General features: G+C 61.6%; 12 protein-coding genes. 7 read left to right on the top strand and 5 right to left on the bottom strand.

Annotation, left to right across the window (positions count from 1 at the left end):
- Position 1: 1 nt before the first annotated feature.
- The 5 genes from OK411_RS15580 to OK411_RS15560 are packed head-to-tail and all read right to left on the bottom strand — an operon-like array spanning position 2 to position 4,462.
- Complete coding sequence (locus OK411_RS15580) at positions 2-994, bottom strand: vWA domain-containing protein (RefSeq protein WP_264365311.1); 993 nt, start codon at positions 992-994, stop codon at positions 2-4.
- Positions 981-1,580: a DUF4381 domain-containing protein gene (locus OK411_RS15575; RefSeq protein WP_264365310.1), complete on the bottom strand. Its 600-nt coding sequence runs from the start codon at positions 1,578-1,580 to the stop codon at positions 981-983. Before OK411_RS15575 ends, OK411_RS15580 begins: the two co-directional genes overlap by 14 nt.
- On the bottom strand, positions 1,577-2,512 hold the full coding sequence (locus tag OK411_RS15570; RefSeq protein WP_264365309.1) for a DUF58 domain-containing protein: 936 nt from the start codon (positions 2,510-2,512) through the stop codon (positions 1,577-1,579). The genes OK411_RS15575 and OK411_RS15570 overlap by 4 nt, the downstream gene beginning before the upstream one ends.
- Positions 2,509-3,489, bottom strand: a complete 981-nt coding sequence (locus tag OK411_RS15565; protein ID WP_016774619.1) for an AAA family ATPase — start codon at positions 3,487-3,489, stop codon at positions 2,509-2,511. Before OK411_RS15565 ends, OK411_RS15570 begins: the two co-directional genes overlap by 4 nt.
- Before the next feature lie 22 nt (positions 3,490-3,511).
- Positions 3,512-4,462, bottom strand: a complete 951-nt coding sequence (locus OK411_RS15560; protein WP_264365308.1) for a transporter — start codon at positions 4,460-4,462, stop codon at positions 3,512-3,514.
- A gap of 514 nt (positions 4,463-4,976) precedes the next feature.
- Between OK411_RS15560 and tpx the strand changes: the two genes are divergently transcribed.
- The 7 genes from tpx (at position 4,977) to OK411_RS15525 (ending at position 18,017) form a co-directional block, all read left to right on the top strand.
- A complete protein-coding gene (gene tpx / locus OK411_RS15555; protein ID WP_016774621.1) occupies positions 4,977-5,477 on the top strand; it encodes a thiol peroxidase in 501 nt (166 codons plus the stop codon).
- Positions 5,478-5,651: 174 nt separating this feature from the next.
- Positions 5,652-6,956 carry an MdtA/MuxA family multidrug efflux RND transporter periplasmic adaptor subunit gene (locus OK411_RS15550; protein ID WP_217878213.1) on the top strand — a complete coding sequence of 435 codons (1,305 nt, stop codon included), beginning with the start codon at positions 5,652-5,654 and terminating at the stop codon, positions 6,954-6,956.
- Positions 6,953-10,054, top strand: coding sequence for an MdtB/MuxB family multidrug efflux RND transporter permease subunit (locus tag OK411_RS15545; RefSeq protein WP_264365307.1), 3,102 nt, complete (start codon positions 6,953-6,955; stop codon positions 10,052-10,054). The genes OK411_RS15550 and OK411_RS15545 overlap by 4 nt, the downstream gene beginning before the upstream one ends.
- A gap of 139 nt (positions 10,055-10,193) precedes the next feature.
- Entirely contained in the window at positions 10,194-13,301 is a 3,108-nt protein-coding gene (locus OK411_RS15540; protein WP_264365306.1) for an efflux RND transporter permease subunit, read from the top strand.
- A complete protein-coding gene (locus OK411_RS15535; protein ID WP_136493407.1) occupies positions 13,298-14,770 on the top strand; it encodes an efflux transporter outer membrane subunit in 1,473 nt (490 codons plus the stop codon). Before OK411_RS15540 ends, OK411_RS15535 begins: the two co-directional genes overlap by 4 nt.
- A 299-nt stretch (positions 14,771-15,069) precedes the next feature.
- Positions 15,070-17,151, top strand: a complete 2,082-nt coding sequence (locus OK411_RS15530; RefSeq protein ID WP_024012869.1) for a putative bifunctional diguanylate cyclase/phosphodiesterase — start codon at positions 15,070-15,072, stop codon at positions 17,149-17,151.
- Positions 17,152-17,270: 119 nt separating this feature from the next.
- Entirely contained in the window at positions 17,271-18,017 is a 747-nt protein-coding gene (locus tag OK411_RS15525) for an SDR family oxidoreductase (RefSeq protein WP_123442552.1), read from the top strand.
- Positions 18,018-18,098: the final 81 nt, after the last annotated feature.

Here is an 18,098-nt window from a genome sequence, read left to right as displayed (position 1 = left end):
CTCAGGCTTCCTGCCGTTGCCGCGCATCCATCAGACGCGGGTGCAACAACGCGCCGAGCTGATACAGCGCCAACAACAGCAATGCTGCACCCAGCGGCCAGTAGAACAGTTCTCGCTGCGGTTGATGGCTAAGGGTTTTCACCTGATGCGGGGTGAGCTGGTCGAGGGTGGTGTAGACCTGATCCAGTGCCGCGCGATCTTCGGCGCGGAAGAAGCGGCCGCCGGTGGTATTGGCGATCTGTTCGAGGCCTTGCAGATTGACCTTCGCTTCGCCGGAAGCGTCGGGGTCGCCGATGCCGATGGTATGAATGACCACGCCTTTGTTGGCCGCCATTTCGGCGGCATGATCCGGGGTGATCGCGCTGCTGGTGTCGTTGCCATCGGTCAGCAGAATCAGGACTTTTTCCTGCTCATGGGTCTTGTCGAGCAACTTCAGGCTGAGCCCGATCGCGTCACCGATCGCCGTGTTGGGGCCGGCCATGCCGATCCCGGTATCCGCCAGCAACAACGACAGGCTGGCGTGATCGAGGGTTAGCGGGGCCTGTGGATAGGCACCGCTGCCAAATACAATCAGGCCGATGCGGTCGTCCTTGCGTTTGTCGATGAAGCCTTGCACCACGCCTTTGACCGCTGCCAGGCGATTGATTTTTTCGCCTTGGGCGTTAGTGAAATCCTCGGTTTCCATCGACTGCGACAGGTCGATGGCGAGCATCAGGTCGCGCACCGGTTGCTGGCGTTCGATTGGCTTTTCGACATACACCGGACGTGACACGGCCAGCAGGATCAGCGCCCACACCAGCACATTCAGCAGCAGTTGCCAGCGATTGCGCCGACTGCCCGCGGTGCCTGGCGCTTCGCCGACCGCGCGGCTCATCGCGCCGAAAAACGGTACGCGCACGGCACTGCGGGCTTCGTTGTAGGCGGGCAGAAAGCGGTAAGCCAGCCAGGGCAGCGGCAGCAGGAGTAACAACCAGGGGTAATCAAGCTGCCACATGGTGATGCTCCACCCAGTATTGGCAGCTGTCGAAGAGCATTTGCCGTTGCGCTGCGGGGAGGGCGCGCAATATGGGGTCCGGCGCGTAGGCGAGTTGGGCCAGTTGCGTGCTGAAGTCGGCGGGCATTCTGTTTTTGCAGTGCCGTTGCAGAAAATCCTGCCAGTCATCTCTGCCGAGCGCCGCCGGCGCTTGTGGGAGCGAGCCTGCTCGCGAAAGCGCCGTGTCAGTGGATCGAGGTATTGCATGCGCTGACGTCTTCGCGAGCAGGCTCGCTCCCACAGGGAATGCATTCCAGCGCCGCGATCGAGTGGGCATGGAGAGGGCCGTGCGTTTGAGCAGCTCAGGCAATTCGCGCAGGGCATTGAGATCGTCACTGCGGCCGCGCAACTGTGCCAGTCGGGCAAGGGCTTCACGGCGATAGCGGTCGTGGCGCCATTGCCAGTACCTGCGCAGGCCGAGCAACAGCGCGGCGAATATCAGCACCGTCAGCAACAGCCACCAGCCCCAGGTTTGCGGCGCATAGCTGACGGGCGCGGGAAGGGCCAGCTCCTTGAGCTGATCGATGCTGGGAATATTCGGGTTCATCGCGCGCCCCCGGCGCTTTTGCCCATTTCGGCGCGCAGTTGCCCATGGGCGTCCTCGGCGGTGCTGATCATCATCAGCGGCACCTGACTGCGGCGCAGCAGGGTGGCGACGTCCTTGAGCCGCCCGCTGAGAAAATCCCCCAGCGGCTGCTGCACGTTACGTTTCTCGATCGCCAGTTCGACCTGCAACTCGCCCTGGGTGACCAGCAGGCGACCGTTGTTCGGCAGTTTCAGTGCCAGCGGATCATAGACCTGCAAGGCAATCACATCGTTGTGCGCCGACAGCTGCCGCATCAATTGCAAGGTGCGTTCACCGGCACCGGCAAAGTCGCTGACGATGCAGATCAAGTGGTCGTGCCCGGCCACACCGAGGCAGCGCTGCAAGGCTTTGTCCAGTTGGTCCTCATCTTCGGCGTCGGGATTACCGGCGTTCAGCGCGCGGTTTTGCTGCACTACGCGGCTGAGCAGCGCTTCGACACGCTTGCGACTGCGCAACGGCGCGATGCTGTCGATACGCTGGTCGTTGAAGACCAGACCGCCAACCCGATCCCCGGCATGAAAAACCATCCACGCCGCCAGCGCGGCGAGTTCGGCGGCGACTGCCGATTTGAAGCTGCGCTGCGAGCCGAAGAACATCGACATGCGCTGGTCGACCACGATCAGGGCCGGGCGGTCGCGTTCTTCTGTGAAAGTGCGCACCACCGGTTTGCCGGTGCGCAACGAAGCGCGCCAGTCGAGGTGGCGCAGATCATCGCCCGGTTGATAGCGGCGCAACTCGTCGAAATTCAGCCCGCGACCGCGCAGCCGCGAAGCGTGGTTACCGGCGAGGATGCTGCCCTGCGGCTGCCGGGCAAGAAAACTCAGGTCACGGGCCTTGAACTCCAGCGCCATCAGTTGCGCCAGAGAGACGTAGACCAGACCTTCGTCGTTCATGCGGGAATCGCCACTTTGTCGAGAATCCGGTCGAGCACCTGATCGGCGCTGACGCCATCGGCAACCGCGTCGTAACTCAGCTGCAAACGATGGCGCAACACCGGATGGACCACGGCGCGGACGTTGTCCGGCGAAACGAAATCCTGCCCCTGCAGCCACGCATCGGCACGGGCGCAGCGGTCCAGGCCAATGCCGCCACGGGGACTGGCACCAATGGCGATCCAGCGTGCGAGGTCTTCGTCGTAGTCGGCGGGGTGGCGGGTGGCGTTGATCAGGTCAATCAGGTAAGTGTCGATGGCAGGTGAAACGTGCACCGCGCTGACTTCCTTGCGCGCAGCAAAAATCACCTCCTGCGGCAAAGTGAAATTCTTCACCGGCGTGGTGCTCGCACCTTGGGCAAACTCTTCGTTGCGCAGCAGGCGCAGCACCTGGCTTTCGTTTTCGGCGCTGGGGTAATCGAGCAGCACCTTCATCAGAAAACGGTCCATCTGCGCTTCCGGCAGTGGGTAAGTACCTTCCTGCTCGATCGGGTTCTGCGTCGCCACCACGATGAACAGCTCCGGTAGCGCATGGCTGTTGCCGGCCACCGTGATCTGGCGCTCCTCCATGGCTTCGAGCAGCGCCGCCTGGACCTTGGCCGGGGCGCGGTTGATTTCGTCGGCGAGGATCAGATTGCCGAACAGCGGGCCTGGCTGGAATCGGATCTCGTTTTTGCCCTCGACCTGGTGCAGCACCTCGGCGCCAGTGATGTCCGAGGGCAACAGGTCGGGGGTGAACTGGATGCGGCTCATCTTGGCATCAAGGTGTTTGGCCAGTGCCTTGACCGTGCGTGTCTTGGCCAGCCCGGGCAGGCTCTCCAGGAGCAAATGACCATTGGCCAACAGCCCGAGCAGAATCTGCCGGATGACTTGATCCTGGCCGAGCACCGCTTCGGCGATGCTGGCTTGCAGGGCGTTGAGGTCGGTGAGCGCTGTCATGGGCAGTCCTTTGTGTCCGGGTCTAGAAAAACGCCAGGGTCAGATTGACGCTGAAACCATTGCCTTCGGGGCGGTTCTTGGTGTCGAACTCCGGCACCCAGCGCGCGCTGATATTGGCCTGGGCATCGGCGAACTTTCCGGCCCAGCCAACCACCGGGCCGGCGCCGACCGAACGGCCGCGATAGCCATTGAAGACATCGGCGGTCTGGCCTTTGTCGTCAGTCAGTTGATGCACGTAGCCGGCGGCAAGTCCGGCGTTCCAGCCATTGCCCAAGCCGTGAGTCCACAGGGCGTCGAGGGTGAAGATGTTGCCGTTGCGATAATCGGTGGCGTCGTTCTCGGTGTAGAACTCCAGCCCGCTGGACAAGGTGAACTCGCCGCCCTTGCCGTCGAGATGGGTAAAGGCCACGGTCGGCATGAACGTGTAATTGTTCTGTCCGGGATTGGCCAGGCGATCCTTGTTATAAGCGCCGGTCGGCACGTAGATCGGTAGCGACAGCGAGAGATGATTGAGTTCGTCGAAGTGATAACCGGCGGCGAGCGGGGTGATCAGCGCATCGGCAAACTGGGTGCCGGAATCGCTGTCACCCAAAGTGCGCCCGCGCGGGCCGGTGATGCTCGCCTTGATGTCGGTGTATTGCACCGGCAGGCCCATTGCCGAAGCGAAATTCCAGCGGCCCTTGCCGGTGTTCCAGACATGGGTGAAGTTGGCCATGGTGTAGGAGACTTTCACGTCGATCCCGCCACTGATCGCGCCGGAAATCGGTGCGCCGTCGCTGCCCTTGAGCGAGCCGTCGTACCAGATGCTGGTCAACGACATTACCCAGCCCGGCTCCGGCGGCACGATGCCAGCATTGGCGAACACTTGCTGGCCCGTGATCGGCCGGCCGACGCCACCTTCTGCGGCGAACAGCGATGGACTGACGCCCAGGCACAGCAAGAGGAGGAGACGCCCGCTCCGTGGCCTGAGCATGGCGAACGCCGCGCCACCCGGCCGCGGCAGAAATCCTCTATTCCCGGCTCGACTGCAGATCATTTCCCGATTCCATGGTGTTTTTCCGGACAACTGAGCACTGTCGCGCCGCTACTGCGTTATCCCTTTGCTTATCAAGCCTGTAGGACACGTCCTTCTGAAACTAGCAGCTAATCGGGGGTTAGCCAGTCGAAGGAATTAATTCGTTGGTGCGGGGGACGCGGTGCACATATCACACCTCCAATCGTCGGAGCCGGGCTTAATCGAAGGTGGTTGGGGCGGCACTGCAAACTTCTGTGGAAGCGAGCCTGCTCGCGAAAGCGGTAGTCCAGTTGACACACGTTTCTGATATCGATACCCGATTTCGCGAGCAGGCTCGCTCCCACAGGACTTGTATACAATCTCGCCGTGGAGCGCCCAACAATTTCCAACGGGGCATAGGTCGCCAGCCGATTTCGTGGTTAACTTCCGCCTCTTGCATGCTTTCCAATCAAAAAACAGAAGGACTCAAGTCATGGCTCAAGTCACCCTCAAAGGCAATCCGGTTCAAGTCAACGGCCAGTTGCCACAAGCCGGTTCCAAGGCGCCAGCCTTTTCCCTGGTAGCCGGCAATCTGTCCGACGTCACCCTGAAAGACTTCGCCGGCAAGCGCAAAGTCCTGAACATTTTCCCAAGCGTCGACACCCCGACCTGCGCCACCTCCGTGCGCAAGTTCAACGCCCAGGCCAACGACATCAGCAACACCGTGGTGCTGTGCATCTCCGCTGACCTGCCGTTCGCCCAGGCGCGCTTCTGCGGCGCCGAAGGCCTGGAAAACGTACAGAACCTGTCGACCCTGCGGGGCAGCGAGTTCATCGAAAACTACGGCGTGGCCATTGCTGACGGCCCGCTGAAAGGCCTGACCGCTCGCGCGGTTGTGGTGCTGGACGAAAATGACACCGTCCTGCACAGCGAACTGGTCAAGGAAATCGCCGAAGAGCCTAACTACGAAGCGGCACTGTCCGTTCTCAAGTAAGGCTTTTACAATTGTTAACGGCCTGGCCCTGTCCAGGCCGTTTTCATTTGTGTATCAGGGTTTTGCCTCACACCTTGAAACGTAAGTGGAAGGTAAATTGCCGGTAAAGCTGCTTTGCTTAAATCCACTCAGTGCTTATCGTTCAGCCTCCCGTAATAGAAGCCCAAGCGCCCAATGGTCAATAACTCCATGCAATCGTCCCCCCGCAAATCCCGTCGCTGGCTGATCAGCCTGCTGGTCCTGTTGGTCATCGCTGTCCTGTGCTGGAAATTCTGGCCCACCGGCTCTGCTGACAAGGCGGGCGGCGACAAAGCGGCCGCCGGCCATACCGGGCGCTCGGGAATGATGCGGCCGGGCTTCGGCGGCGGTACCGGGCCGATTCCGGTGCGTGTGGCGCCGGCGGTGAAGGGCGACTTCCCGCTGTATTACAAGGCACTGGGCACGGTCACCGCGCTCAATACCATCAACGTGCGCAGCCGGGTGGGCGGCGAACTGGTGAAGATTCATTTCGAAGAAGGGCAGATGGTCAAGGCGGGCGACCTGCTGGCCGAGATCGATCCGCGTCCTTACCAGAATGCTCTGCTCCAGGCCGAAGGCACGTTGCTGCAGAATCAGGCGCAACTGAAAAACGCCCAGGTCGACGTCGAGCGCTACCGCGGTCTGTATAAAGAAGACAGCATCGCCAAACAGACCCTCGACACCGCCGAAGCGCTGGTTGGCCAGTATCTGGGCACGGTCAAGACCAATCAGGCCGCGGTCAACGATGCCAAGCTCAATCTCGAATTCACCAAGATCCGCGCGCCGATTGCCGGCCGCGTCGGTCTGCGTCAGGTCGACGTCGGCAATCTCGTCGCCGCCAACGACACCACGTTCCTCGCGGTGATCACCCAGACGCAACCGATCAGCGTGGCCTTCACCTTGCCGGAGAACAGCCTCGACACCGTGCTGGCCCGTTACCGCAGCGGCGCCAAGTTGCCTGCCGAAGCGTGGGATCGCGGCGACACCAAGCTGCAAGCCACCGGCGTGCTGCAAAGCCTCGACAACCAGATTGACGTCGCTACGGGCACTTTGAAATTCAAGGCCCGTTACGATAACCGCGACCAGTCGCTGTTTCCCAACCAGTTCGTCAACGTCCATTTACTGGCAGACACGCTGAAAGGTGTAGTGCTGGCGCCGTCGGCAGCGATCCAGTTCGGTACCAACGGCACCTTCGTCTATGCGCTGGACGGCGACAGGAAAGTCACCATTCGCCAGCTAAAAATCGGTGCCAGCGACGGTGACAACACCGTGGTCACCGAAGGCCTCGCCGCGGGCGATCGCGTTGTGCTTGAAGGCACCGATCGCCTGAAGGAGGGCAGCGAAGTCGAAGTGGTCAATGACAGCAGCGAAGTACCGACCTCGCCGACCGAACACCTGCAAGGCAAATCCGCCGCCAATACCGATGCGACCACCGCTGAAAAGGCCAAGAAGGGCGCATGAACATTTCGCGGCTGTTCATCCTCCGTCCGGTAGCCACCACACTGAGCATGCTGGCCATTGTCCTGGCCGGCCTGATCGCTTATCGCCTGCTGCCGGTTTCGGCCTTGCCGCAGGTCGATTACCCGACCATCCGCGTCATGACCCTGTACCCCGGCGCCAGTCCGGACGTGATGACCAGCGCCGTCACCGCGCCGCTTGAACGCCAGTTCGGGCAGATGCCGGGCCTGACGCAAATGGCTTCGACCAGCTCCGGCGGCGCTTCGGTGCTGACCCTGCGTTTCAGCCTCGACATCAACATGGACGTCGCCGAGCAGCAGGTGCAGGCCGCGATCAATGCCGCGACCAACCTGCTGCCGACCGACCTGCCGGCGCCGCCGGTGTACAACAAGGTCAACCCGGCGGACACCCCGGTGCTGACCCTGGCCATCACTTCGAAAACCATGCTGCTGCCCAAGCTCAATGACTTGGTCGATACGCGCATGGCGCAGAAAATCGCCCAGATCAGCGGCGTCGGCATGGTCAGCATCGCTGGTGGCCAGCGTCAGGCGGTACGAATCAAGGTCAACCCCGAAGCGCTCGCGGCCAACAGCCTCAATTTGTCGGACGTGCGCACGCTGATCGGCGCCTCCAACGTCAACCAGCCGAAAGGCAACTTCGATGGCCCGACCCGGGTGTCGATGCTCGATGCCAACGACCAACTGACCTCGCCCGAGGACTACGCGAATCTGATCCTGACCTACAAGAACGGCGCGCCGTTGCGGCTCAAGGACGTCGCGGAAATCGTCGATGGCGCCGAGAACGAGCGTCTGGCCGCGTGGGCCAACCAGAATCAGGCGGTGCTGCTGAACATCCAGCGTCAGCCGGGCGCCAACGTCATCGAAGTGGTCGACCGCATCAAGGCCTTGCTGCCGAGCATCACCGACAACCTGCCGGCCGGCCTCGACGTCACGGTGCTGACGGATCGCACCCAGACCATCCGTGCCTCGGTCACCGACGTGCAACACGAACTGCTAATCGCCATCGCGCTGGTGGTCATGGTCACGTTCCTGTTTCTGCGCCGCGCCAGTGCGACGATCATTCCCTCGGTGGCCGTGCCGCTGTCGCTAATCGGCACCTTTGGCGTGATGTACCTCGCCGGTTTCTCGGTGAACAACCTGACGTTGATGGCGCTGACCATCGCCACTGGCTTCGTGGTCGACGATGCCATCGTCATGCTCGAGAACATTTCACGCTTCATCGAAGAGGGCGACAGCCCGATGCAGGCCGCGCTCAAGGGCGCGAAACAGATCGGCTTCACCCTGATTTCCCTGACCTTGTCGCTGATCGCCGTACTGATTCCGCTGCTGTTCATGGCCGACGTGGTAGGGCGCCTGTTCCGCGAGTTCGCCATCACCCTGGCGGTCGCAATCCTGATTTCCCTGGTGGTGTCGCTGACCCTGACGCCGATGATGTGCGCGCGCCTGCTCAAGCGTGAACCGCAGGAGCACGAGCAAGGCCGTTTCTACCGCGCCAGCGGTGCGTTCATCGACTGGATGATCAACGAATACGGGCGGATGCTGCGCTGGGTGCTCAAGCATCAGCCGCTGACCTTGCTGGTCGCCATCGGCACACTGGCGTTGACCGTGTTCCTGTACGTGATCGTGCCGAAGGGTTTCTTTCCGGTGCAGGACACCGGCGTGATTCAGGGTATTTCCGAAGCGCCGCAGTCGATTTCCTTCGCGGCGATGGGCGAACGGCAGCAGCAACTGGCGAAGATCATTCTCGAAGATCCGGCGGTGCAGAGCCTGTCGTCCTACATTGGCGTCGACGGCGACAACGCCACGCTCAACAGCGGCCGCTTGCTGATCAACCTCAAGCCCCACGACGAGCGCGATCTGACCGCCAGTGAAGTAATTTCGCGCCTGCAACCACAACTGGACAAACTGGTCGGCATTCGTTTGTTCATGCAGCCGGTGCAGGATCTGACCATCGAGGATCGGGTCAGCCGCACGCAGTATCAGTTCAGCATGTCTTCGCCGGACTCGGAATTGCTCAGCCAGTGGAGCGGCCGTCTGGTCGAAGCCCTGGCGCAGCGTCCGGAGTTGACCGACGTGGCCAGTGATTTGCAGGACAAAGGCTTGCAGGTCTATTTGGTGATCGACCGCGACGCCGCATCGCGCCTTGGCGTGTCGGTGGTGAATATCACCGATGCGCTGTACGACGCGTTCGGCCAGCGGCAGATTTCGACCATTTACACCCAGGCCAGCCAGTACCGCGTGGTGCTGCAAGCCCAGGCCGGGGAGAAGATCGGCCCGCAGGCGCTGGATCAGATTCACGTCAAGACCACCGACGGCGCGCAGGTGCGTCTGTCGAGTCTGGCGCATGTCGAAGAGCGTCAGGCGCAATTGGCGATCACCCACATCGGCCAGTTTCCGGCAGTGATGATGTCGTTCAACCTCGCGCCGGGCGTGGCGTTGGGGCATGCCGTGGACATCATCGAGCAAGTGCAGCAGGAAATCGGCATGCCGGTCGGCGTGCAGACTCAGTTCCAAGGCGCGGCGCAGGCGTTCCAGGCTTCGCTGTCGAGCACCTTGCTGCTGATTCTGGCGGCGGTGGTGACCATGTACATCGTCCTCGGCGTGCTCTACGAGAGCTACATCCACCCGATCACCATTCTTTCGACCTTGCCGTCGGCAGCGGTCGGTGCCTTGCTGGCGTTGCTGCTCAGTGGCAACGACCTGGGCATGATCGCGATCATCGGCATCATCCTGCTGATCGGTATCGTCAAGAAGAACGCGATCATGATGATCGACTTCGCCCTCGACGCTGAACGCACCCAGGGCATGGCCCCGGCGGAGGCGATCTATCAAGCGGCGCTGCTGCGCTTCCGGCCGATTCTGATGACCACGCTGGCGGCGTTGTTCGGCGCAGTGCCGCTGATGCTGGCCACGGGGTCTGGCGCGGAACTGCGTCAGCCGTTGGGTCTGGTGATGGTCGGCGGTTTGCTGGTGAGCCAGGTGTTGACGCTTTTCACCACGCCGGTGATTTACCTGTACTTCGACCGCCTCGGAAGGCGCTTTGGCAAAGCCAAAGCCGAAGGTGACGAGGTCGCGGTATGACCCCGCAATCAGCACATATCCCTTGTGGGAGCGAGCTTGCTCGCGAAAGCGGTGGGTCAGTCACTTTCAATGTTGAATGTAATACCGCATTCGCGAGCAAGCTCGCTCCCACAGGGTTCGGCGGTAGGGGCTGGAGCGCATGAATCTTTCAGGTCCCTTCATCAAACGCCCCGTGGCAACCATGCTGCTCTCCCTGGCAATCATGTTGCTCGGCGGGGTCAGTTTCGGTCTGTTGCCGGTATCGCCGCTGCCGCAGATGGATTTCCCGGTGATCGTGGTTCAGGCCAGTCTGCCGGGCGCCAGTCCCGAGGTGATGGCTTCAACGGTGGCGACGCCGCTGGAGCGTTCGTTCGGTGCGATTGCCGGCGTCAATACCATGAGCAGCCGCTCCAGTCAGGGTTCGACGCGGGTGATTCTGCAGTTTGACCTCGACCGCGACATCAATGGCGCGGCGCGGGAAGTGCAGGCGGCGATCAACGCCTCGCGCAATCTGCTGCCGAGCGGGATGCGCAGCATGCCGACCTATAAAAAGGTCAACCCGTCGCAGGCGCCGATCATGGTGCTGTCGCTGACTTCGGATGTGCTGGAAAAAGGCCAGATCTACGACTTGGCCTCGACCATCCTCTCGCAAAGCCTGTCGCAAGTGCAGGGCGTCGGTGAAGTGCAGATCGGTGGCAGTTCGCTGCCGGCGGTGCGCATCGAGCTCGAACCGCAGGCGCTGAACCAGTACGGCGTGGCCCTCGACGATGTGCGCAAGACCATTGCCGACGCTAACGTACGGCGGCCCAAGGGTTCGGTCGAGGACGGCGAGCGCTTGTGGCAGATCCAGGCCAACGACCAGTTGGAGAAAGCCAAGGATTACGAGTCGCTGATCATTCACTACGCCGACGGCGCCGCATTGCGTCTCAAGGATGTGGCGAAAGTCAGCGATGGCGTCGAAGACCGTTACAACAGCGGTTTCTTCAACGACGATGCGGCGGTATTGCTGGTGATCAACCGTCAGGCCGGCGCCAACATCATCGAAACGGTCAACGAGATCAAGGCACAGTTGCCCGCGCTGCAAGCGGTGCTGCCGGCCAGCGTCAAACTCAATCTGGCCATGGATCGCTCGCCAGTGATCAAGGCTACGCTGCATGAAGCCGAGATGACCTTGCTGATCGCCGTCGCCCTGGTGGTGCTGGTGGTGTACCTGTTTCTGGGTAACTTCCGCGCCTCGCTGATCCCGACCCTGGCGGTGCCGGTGTCGCTGGTCGGTACCTTTGCGGTGATGTACCTCTACGGGTTCTCGCTGAACAACCTGTCGCTGATGGCGCTGATTCTCGCCACAGGTCTGGTGGTGGACGACGCCATCGTGGTGCTGGAAAACATTTCCCGGCACATCGACGAAGGCGTCAAGCCGATGCAGGCCGCGTACCTCGGCGCCAAGGAAGTCGGCTTTACCCTGCTGTCGATGAACGTCTCGCTGGTGGCGGTGTTCCTGTCGATCCTGTTCATGGGCGGGTTGGTCGAAAGCCTGTTCCGCGAATTTTCCATCACCCTGGCGGCGGCAATCGTGGTGTCGCTGGTGGTGTCCCTGACGCTGACACCGATGCTCTGCGCGCGCTGGCTCAAGCCGCACACCCCGGGCCAGGAAAACCGTCTGCAACGCTGGAGCCACAAGACCAACGACTGGATGGTCGGCAAATACGCCACCAGCCTCGACTGGGTATTGCGTCATCGCCGTCTGACCTTGTTCAGTCTGCTGCTCACCGTTGGCGTCAACATTGCGCTTTATGTGGTGGTGCCGAAAACCTTCCTGCCGCAGCAGGACACCGGCCAGTTGATCGGTTTCGTGCGTGGCGACGATGGTCTGTCCTTCAACGTCATGCAGCCAAAAATGGAAACCTTCCGCCGCGCCGTACTCAAGGATGAAGCGGTGGAAAGCGTGGCCGGGTTCATCGGCGGCAACAACGGCACCAACAACGCCTTCATGATCGTGCGCCTGAAGCCGATCAAGGAGCGCCAGCTTTCAGCGCAGAAGGTCATCGAACGCCTGCGCAAGGAAATGCCCAAGGTGCCCGGGGCGCAGTTGATGCTGATGGCCGATCAGGACCTGCAATTTGGCGGCGGCCGCGAGCAGACCAGTTCGCAATACACCTACATTCTGCAGAGCGGCGACCTCGCCGAGCTGCGCAAGTGGTTCCCGAAAGTGGTCACCGCGTTGCGTGCCTTGCCCGAGCTGACCGCCATCGATGCCCGCGAAGGTGCCGGGGCACAGCAGGTGACACTGATCGTCGACCGGGATCAGGCCAAGCGCTTGGGCGTCGACATGAACATGGTCACCGCGGTGCTCAATAACGCCTACAGCCAGCGGCAGATTTCGACGATCTACGACAGCCTCAACCAGTATCAGGTGGTGATGGAGGTCAATCCGAAATACGCCCAGGATCCGGTGACGCTCAAGCAGGTCGAAGTGATCACCGCTGACGGTGCGCGGGTGCCGCTGTCGACGTTCGCCCATTACGAAAACAGCCTGGAAAACGACCGGGTCAGTCATGAAGGCCAGTTCGCGTCCGAAAGCATTTCCTTTGACATGGCCGAAGGCGTGACCGTGGAGCAGGGCAGTGCCGCCATTGAACGGGCGATCGCCAAGGTCGGCCTGCCGGAGGATGTAATTGCGAAAATGGCCGGCACCGCTGACGCCTTCGCCGCGACGCAGAAGAGCCAGCCGTTCATGATCCTCGGTGCGTTGCTGGCCGTGTATCTGGTGCTCGGCGTGCTGTATGAAAGCTACATCCACCCGCTGACCATTCTTTCAACCTTGCCCTCGGCCGGGGTTGGCGCGTTGCTGTCGATCTATGCATTGGGCGGCGAGTTCAGCCTGATTTCCCTGCTGGGGATATTCCTGCTGATCGGCGTGGTGAAAAAGAACGCCATTCTGATGATCGATCTGGCGCTGCAATTGGAGCGTCATCAGGGCCTGTCGCCGCTGGAGTCGATCCGCAGCGCCTGTCTGCAACGCCTGCGACCGATTCTGATGACCACGCTGGCCGCGATCCTCGGCGCCTTGCCGTTGCTGCTCGGCCGTGCCGAGGGTGCGGAAATGCGCCAGCCGCTGGGACTGACCATCATTGGCGGCCTGGTGTTCAGCCAGGTCCTGACCCTTTACACCACCCCGGTGGTTTACCTCTATCTCGACAAGCTGCGCCATCGCTTCAACAAATGGCGTGGCGTGCGCACTGACGCCGCTCTGGAAACTCCGCTATGACTGACCGTTCGCTTCTCCAATTGGCCACCGTTCGCGGCTCGCGCCTGTTGAGCCTGTCACTGTGCGTGGCGCTGCTCAGCGCTTGCGCAGTCGGCCCGGACTACCAGCGCCCGCAAACTGCCGAAATCGCTCAGTTCAAGGAAGCCGAAGGCTGGCGTCAGGCCAACCCAAGCGACTCGCTGGCCCGTGGCGCCTGGTGGGAGTTGTACGGCGACCAACAGCTCAACGCCTTGATCGAAAAACTCAACAGCTCCAACCAGACCGTCGCCCAGTCTGAAGCGCAGTTTCGTCAGGCGCAGGCTTTGGTGCGCAGCGCGCGTGGGGCGTTTTACCCCAGCGTCGACCTGAGTCTGGGCAAGACCCGCTCGAGTCAGGGCACCGGTAGCAGCAGTTCGAGCCTGAGCAGTTCCTCAAGCGGCATCCGCGACACCTACAACGCGCAACTGGGCGTCAGTTGGGAAGCCGATGTCTGGGGCAAACTGCGCCGTGGCCTGGAGGCCGACGAGGCCAACGCCCAGGCGAGCTTTGCCGATCTGGCAGCGATGCGTCTGAGTCAGCAATCGGAGCTGGTGCAGAACTACCTGCAACTGCGCGTCATCGATCAGCAGAAGCGTCTGCTCGAGGCCACGGTTTCCGCTTATGAGCGTTCGCTGAAAATGACCCAGAACCAGTACCGCGCCGGGGTTTCCGGGCGTGATGCGGTGGCGCAGGCGCAAACCCAGTTGAAAAGCACCCAGGCCGATCTGGTCGACCTGATCTGGCAGCGTGCACAGTTTGAAAACGCCATCGCCGTACTGACCGGCGAAGCGCCGGCCAACTTCAGCATTGCCGAAAGCCAGAGCATCCCGAATCTGCCGCAGGTACCGCTGAGCTTGCCTTCACAATTGCTGGAACGCCGTCCTGACATCGCTTCGGCCGAACGCTCGGTGATTGCCGCCAATGCCAACATCGGCGTGGCGAAAGCCGCGTATTACCCGGACCTGACCCTGAGCCTGAGCGGCGGCTACAGCAGCAGTACCTCGAAAAACCTGATCAGCCTGCCGAACCGTTTCTGGTCGGTCGGCCCGCAGCTTTCTCTGCCGCTGTTCGACGGCGGCATTCGTTCGGCCGAGGTCGACCGCAGCGAAGCCGCCTACGACGAAACCGTCGCCCGCTACCGCCAGACCGTGCTCGACGGCTTCCGCGAAGTGGAAAACTACCTGGTCCAGCTCAAGGTGTATGAAGACGAAGCAGCAGTGCGCCAGGAAGCGCTGGATGCTGCCCGCGATTCCCTGCGCCTGACGGAAAACCAGTACAAGGCCGGGCTGATTGCTTATATCGACGTGGTAGTGGTGCAGGCCACGGCGCTGAGTAACGAACGCAGTGTGCTGAATATTCTGCAGAGCCGACTGATCGCCAGCGTACAACTGATCGCCGCACTGGGCGGCGGCTGGGACGGCCAACTGGACGTCAGCGACAACACCCGATGATCATTCCCACGCTCTGCGTGGGAATGCCTCACCGGACGCTCCGCGTTCAGCTTTGAAAGGGACGCGGAGCGTCCCCGGCTGCATTCCCACGCAGAGCGTGGGAACGATCTTCATCAGCCAGTCCAGCTTAGGTTAAAGCCCACCGCAGAGCCTTGTAGGACGATCGAACAAGCGTTTCATCGGCTTGATGGCAATTTGGTTACTTTGTCAGTGCGTTCTTCCGCGCAATCAGTACAATCGCCGCATTTGCCCGACCGAGAATGGAAGCAGTACGGTTTCGGCTTGTCACGAGAACGTTCATGCTCATCGGCAGCTATTCCTTCACTTTGGTTTTCATCTCGTTGTGCGTGGCCATTCTGGCTTCCTACACGGCGCTCGACCTGACTGGGCGCATCGCCACGGCGAAAGGCCGGGCCGTGCATTTCTGGACGGCGGGCGGAGCGTTGGCGATGGGCGTTGGCGTCTGGTCGATGCATTTCATCGGCATGCTCGCCTTCAAATTGCCGATCGACCTGGGCTATGACTTCACCCTGACTGCGCTGTCGCTGCTGATCGCGGTGCTGTCCTGCGGTTTTGCGTTGTGGCTGGTCAGCCAACCGAAACTGCCACTGGCGCAACTGGCCTTCGGTGCGTTGATCATGGGAGCGGGCATCAGCGCCATGCACTACACCGGCATGGCCGCGCTGCGCATGACCCCGGGCATCGATTACGACCCGACATTGTTCAGCGCCTCCCTGCTGATTGCCGTCGGCGCCTCGGCAGCGGCATTGTGGATTGCCTTTCGTCTGCGCCAGCATTCGCCCTATGTGCGGCTGATTCGTGCCGGTGCGGCGGTGATCATGGGGGTGGCGATTGTCGGCATGCACTACACCGGCATGGCTGCTGCGCAATTTCCTGACGGCAGTTTCTGCGGCGCGACACTCAATGGCTTGAAGGGCAATGGCCTCGACAGTCTGGTCGTGGTCACCACGCTGGCGGTGCTGTCGATTGCCCTGTTGACCTCGATTCTCGATGCCCGCCTCGAAGCGCGCACCGCTGATCTGGCGCACTCGCTGACGGTGGCCAATCGCGAACTCACCCAATTGGCCTTGCACGATCCGCTGACCAGCCTGCCCAATCGCATGTTGCTCGACGACCGCATCAATCAGGCAATCAGAAAAGTTGAAGAGCAGGGCGGCTGCTTCGCCTTGATGTTCATCGACCTCGACGGCTTCAAACCGGTCAACGACGCATTCGGCCATCACATGGGTGACCAATTGCTGCGCGAGGTCGGCGCGCGTCTGCGTGAAGACCTGCGCAGCCAGGACACGTTGGCGCGGATCGGTGGCGACGAATTCGTTTTGCTGGTGCGCTTGAGCGAGCCCAATGACGCCTTGAGCCTGGCTGCGCGTCAGGTCGGCCTGATCGGTCGCACGTTCCGCGTCGCCGAGCATGATCTGCAGATTTCCGCCAGCGTCGGCATTGCCCTGTATCCGGGCAACGGCGCCAACGCCCAGGAACTGCTGATGAACGCCGACGCCGCGATGTACCACGCCAAGGGCGGCGGCAAAAACGGCTACAGCTTCTTCGATGCGTCGATGAACACCAACGCGCGCAAACAACTGCAACTGTTGCAGGACCTGCGCGCGGCCATCGAGCACAACCAGTTCTGCCTGCATTACCAACCCAAATTCGACGCCGCCAACGGTCGCCCCGTCGGTGCCGAAGCGCTGCTGCGTTGGAAGCATCCGCTGCATGGCATGCTGATGCCGGATAAATTCATCGATCTGGCGGAGAAAACCGGGCTGATCATTCCGATGGGCGAATGGGTGCTTAATGAAGCCTGCCGGCAGATGCGCGAATGGTACGTGCTCGGTTACACCGACTGGCGTATCGCCGTGAACCTCTCGGCCTTGCAGTTCTGCCATGCCGGGCTGGTGCAAAGCGTGGCCAAGGCGCTGGCGACCCACCACTTGCCGGCCAACAGCCTGACCCTGGAAATCACCGAAACCACGGCCATGAGCGACGCTGACGCGAGCATGACCGTCCTGCAAGAGCTGTCGGACATGGGCGTCGACCTGTCGATCGACGACTTCGGCACCGGTTATTCCAGCCTGATGTACCTCAAGCGCCTGCCGGCCAATGAATTGAAGATCGACCGCGGTTTCGTCCGTGATCTGGAGCACGACAGCGATGATGCGGCGATCGTCTCGGCGATTGTTGCGCTGGGGCAGGCCTTGGATCTGCGGATTGTCGCCGAGGGTGTCGAGACCGGCGCGCAACAGGATTTCCTCACCAAACTGGGCTGTGATTCGCTGCAGGGCTATCTGCTTGGCCACCCGATGCCGGCGGAGCGCTTCATGCAGGACATCGTGCGCGGGCAACGGCTGGCGGTGGTCTGAGAGACCCTGTGGGAGCGAGCTTGCTCGCGAAGGCGCCCGAATAGGCGCCACATGCAAAACCCGCCAATCGCAGTTATTCTTCCCCCGACTGTTACGTGTGCACGTGGGGGAAGGCCAGCATGGATAAAGTCATTGTCATCACCGGTGGCGGGCGCGGAATCGGCGCGGCTACGGCATTGCTGGCAGCCGAACAGGGCTACCGGATCTGCATCAACTATCAGTCGGATGAACAGGCCGCACACAACGTACTAGAGCAGGTTCGCGCCTTGGGCGCCCAGGCCATCGCGGTCCGCGCCGATGTCAGCATCGAAGACGAAGTGATCGCGATGTTTCAGCGCGTCGACGCCGAACTGGGCCGGGTTACCGCGCTGGTCAACAACGCGGGCACCGTCGGGCAGAAGTCGCGGGTCGATGAAATGTCCGAATTCCGCATCCTCAAAATCATGAAAACCAACGTGCTGGCGCCGATCCTCTGCGCCAAGCACGCGATCCTGCGCATGTCGCCCAAACACGGCGGGCAGGGCGGCAGCATCGTCAACGTCTCCTCGGTCGCGGCACGCCTCGGTTCGCCAAACGAGTACGTTGATTACGCCGCATCCAAAGGCGCGCTCGACACCTTCACCATCGGTCTGTCGAAAGAAGTGGCGGGTGAGGGCATTCGCGTCAATGCCGTGCGTCCGGGCTACATCTACACCGACTTCCATGCCCTGAGCGGCGACCCGGATCGGGTCAGCAAGCTCGAATCGGCGATTCCCATGGCCCGGGGCGGGCGGCCGGATGAAGTGGCGGAAGCGATTGTCTGGTTGCTGTCGGACAAGGCTTCGTATGCGACCGGGACGTTTGTTGATTTGGGGGGTGGGCGTTAAGCCGGTGGATTTACGGTGTTAACGCCGGCCTCTTCGCGAGCAGGCTCGCTCCCACATTGGTTCGGGTTTTACCAAAACACC

It is taken from the genome of Pseudomonas sp. RG1 (assembly GCF_025910115.1).
In the GTDB taxonomy this organism is placed as follows: domain Bacteria; phylum Pseudomonadota; class Gammaproteobacteria; order Pseudomonadales; family Pseudomonadaceae; genus Aquipseudomonas; species Aquipseudomonas atacamensis.
Note: the sequence above shows the minus strand (reverse complement) of the source record. Positions and strands in the feature narration are given on the sequence as shown.

Excerpts from the sequence above, each read along its gene's own strand:
- OK411_RS15580 (WP_264365311.1), bottom strand. The coding sequence starts at position 994 with ATGTGGCAGCTTGATTACCCCTGGTTGTTACTCCTGCTGCCGCTGCCC.
- OK411_RS15575 (WP_264365310.1), bottom strand. The coding sequence starts at position 1,580 with ATGAACCCGAATATTCCCAGCATCGATCAGCTCAAGGAGCTGGCCCTT.
- OK411_RS15570 (WP_264365309.1), bottom strand. The coding sequence starts at position 2,512 with ATGAACGACGAAGGTCTGGTCTACGTCTCTCTGGCGCAACTGATGGCG.
- OK411_RS15565 (WP_016774619.1), bottom strand. The coding sequence starts at position 3,489 with ATGACAGCGCTCACCGACCTCAACGCCCTGCAAGCCAGCATCGCCGAA.
- OK411_RS15560 (WP_264365308.1), bottom strand. The coding sequence starts at position 4,462 with ATGCTCAGGCCACGGAGCGGGCGTCTCCTCCTCTTGCTGTGCCTGGGC.
- tpx (WP_016774621.1), top strand. The coding sequence starts at position 4,977 with ATGGCTCAAGTCACCCTCAAAGGCAATCCGGTTCAAGTCAACGGCCAG.
- OK411_RS15550 (WP_217878213.1), top strand. The coding sequence starts at position 5,652 with ATGGTCAATAACTCCATGCAATCGTCCCCCCGCAAATCCCGTCGCTGG.
- OK411_RS15545 (WP_264365307.1), top strand. The coding sequence starts at position 6,953 with ATGAACATTTCGCGGCTGTTCATCCTCCGTCCGGTAGCCACCACACTG.
- OK411_RS15540 (WP_264365306.1), top strand. The coding sequence starts at position 10,194 with ATGAATCTTTCAGGTCCCTTCATCAAACGCCCCGTGGCAACCATGCTG.
- OK411_RS15535 (WP_136493407.1), top strand. The coding sequence starts at position 13,298 with ATGACTGACCGTTCGCTTCTCCAATTGGCCACCGTTCGCGGCTCGCGC.
- OK411_RS15530 (WP_024012869.1), top strand. The coding sequence starts at position 15,070 with ATGCTCATCGGCAGCTATTCCTTCACTTTGGTTTTCATCTCGTTGTGC.
- OK411_RS15525 (WP_123442552.1), top strand. The coding sequence starts at position 17,271 with ATGGATAAAGTCATTGTCATCACCGGTGGCGGGCGCGGAATCGGCGCG.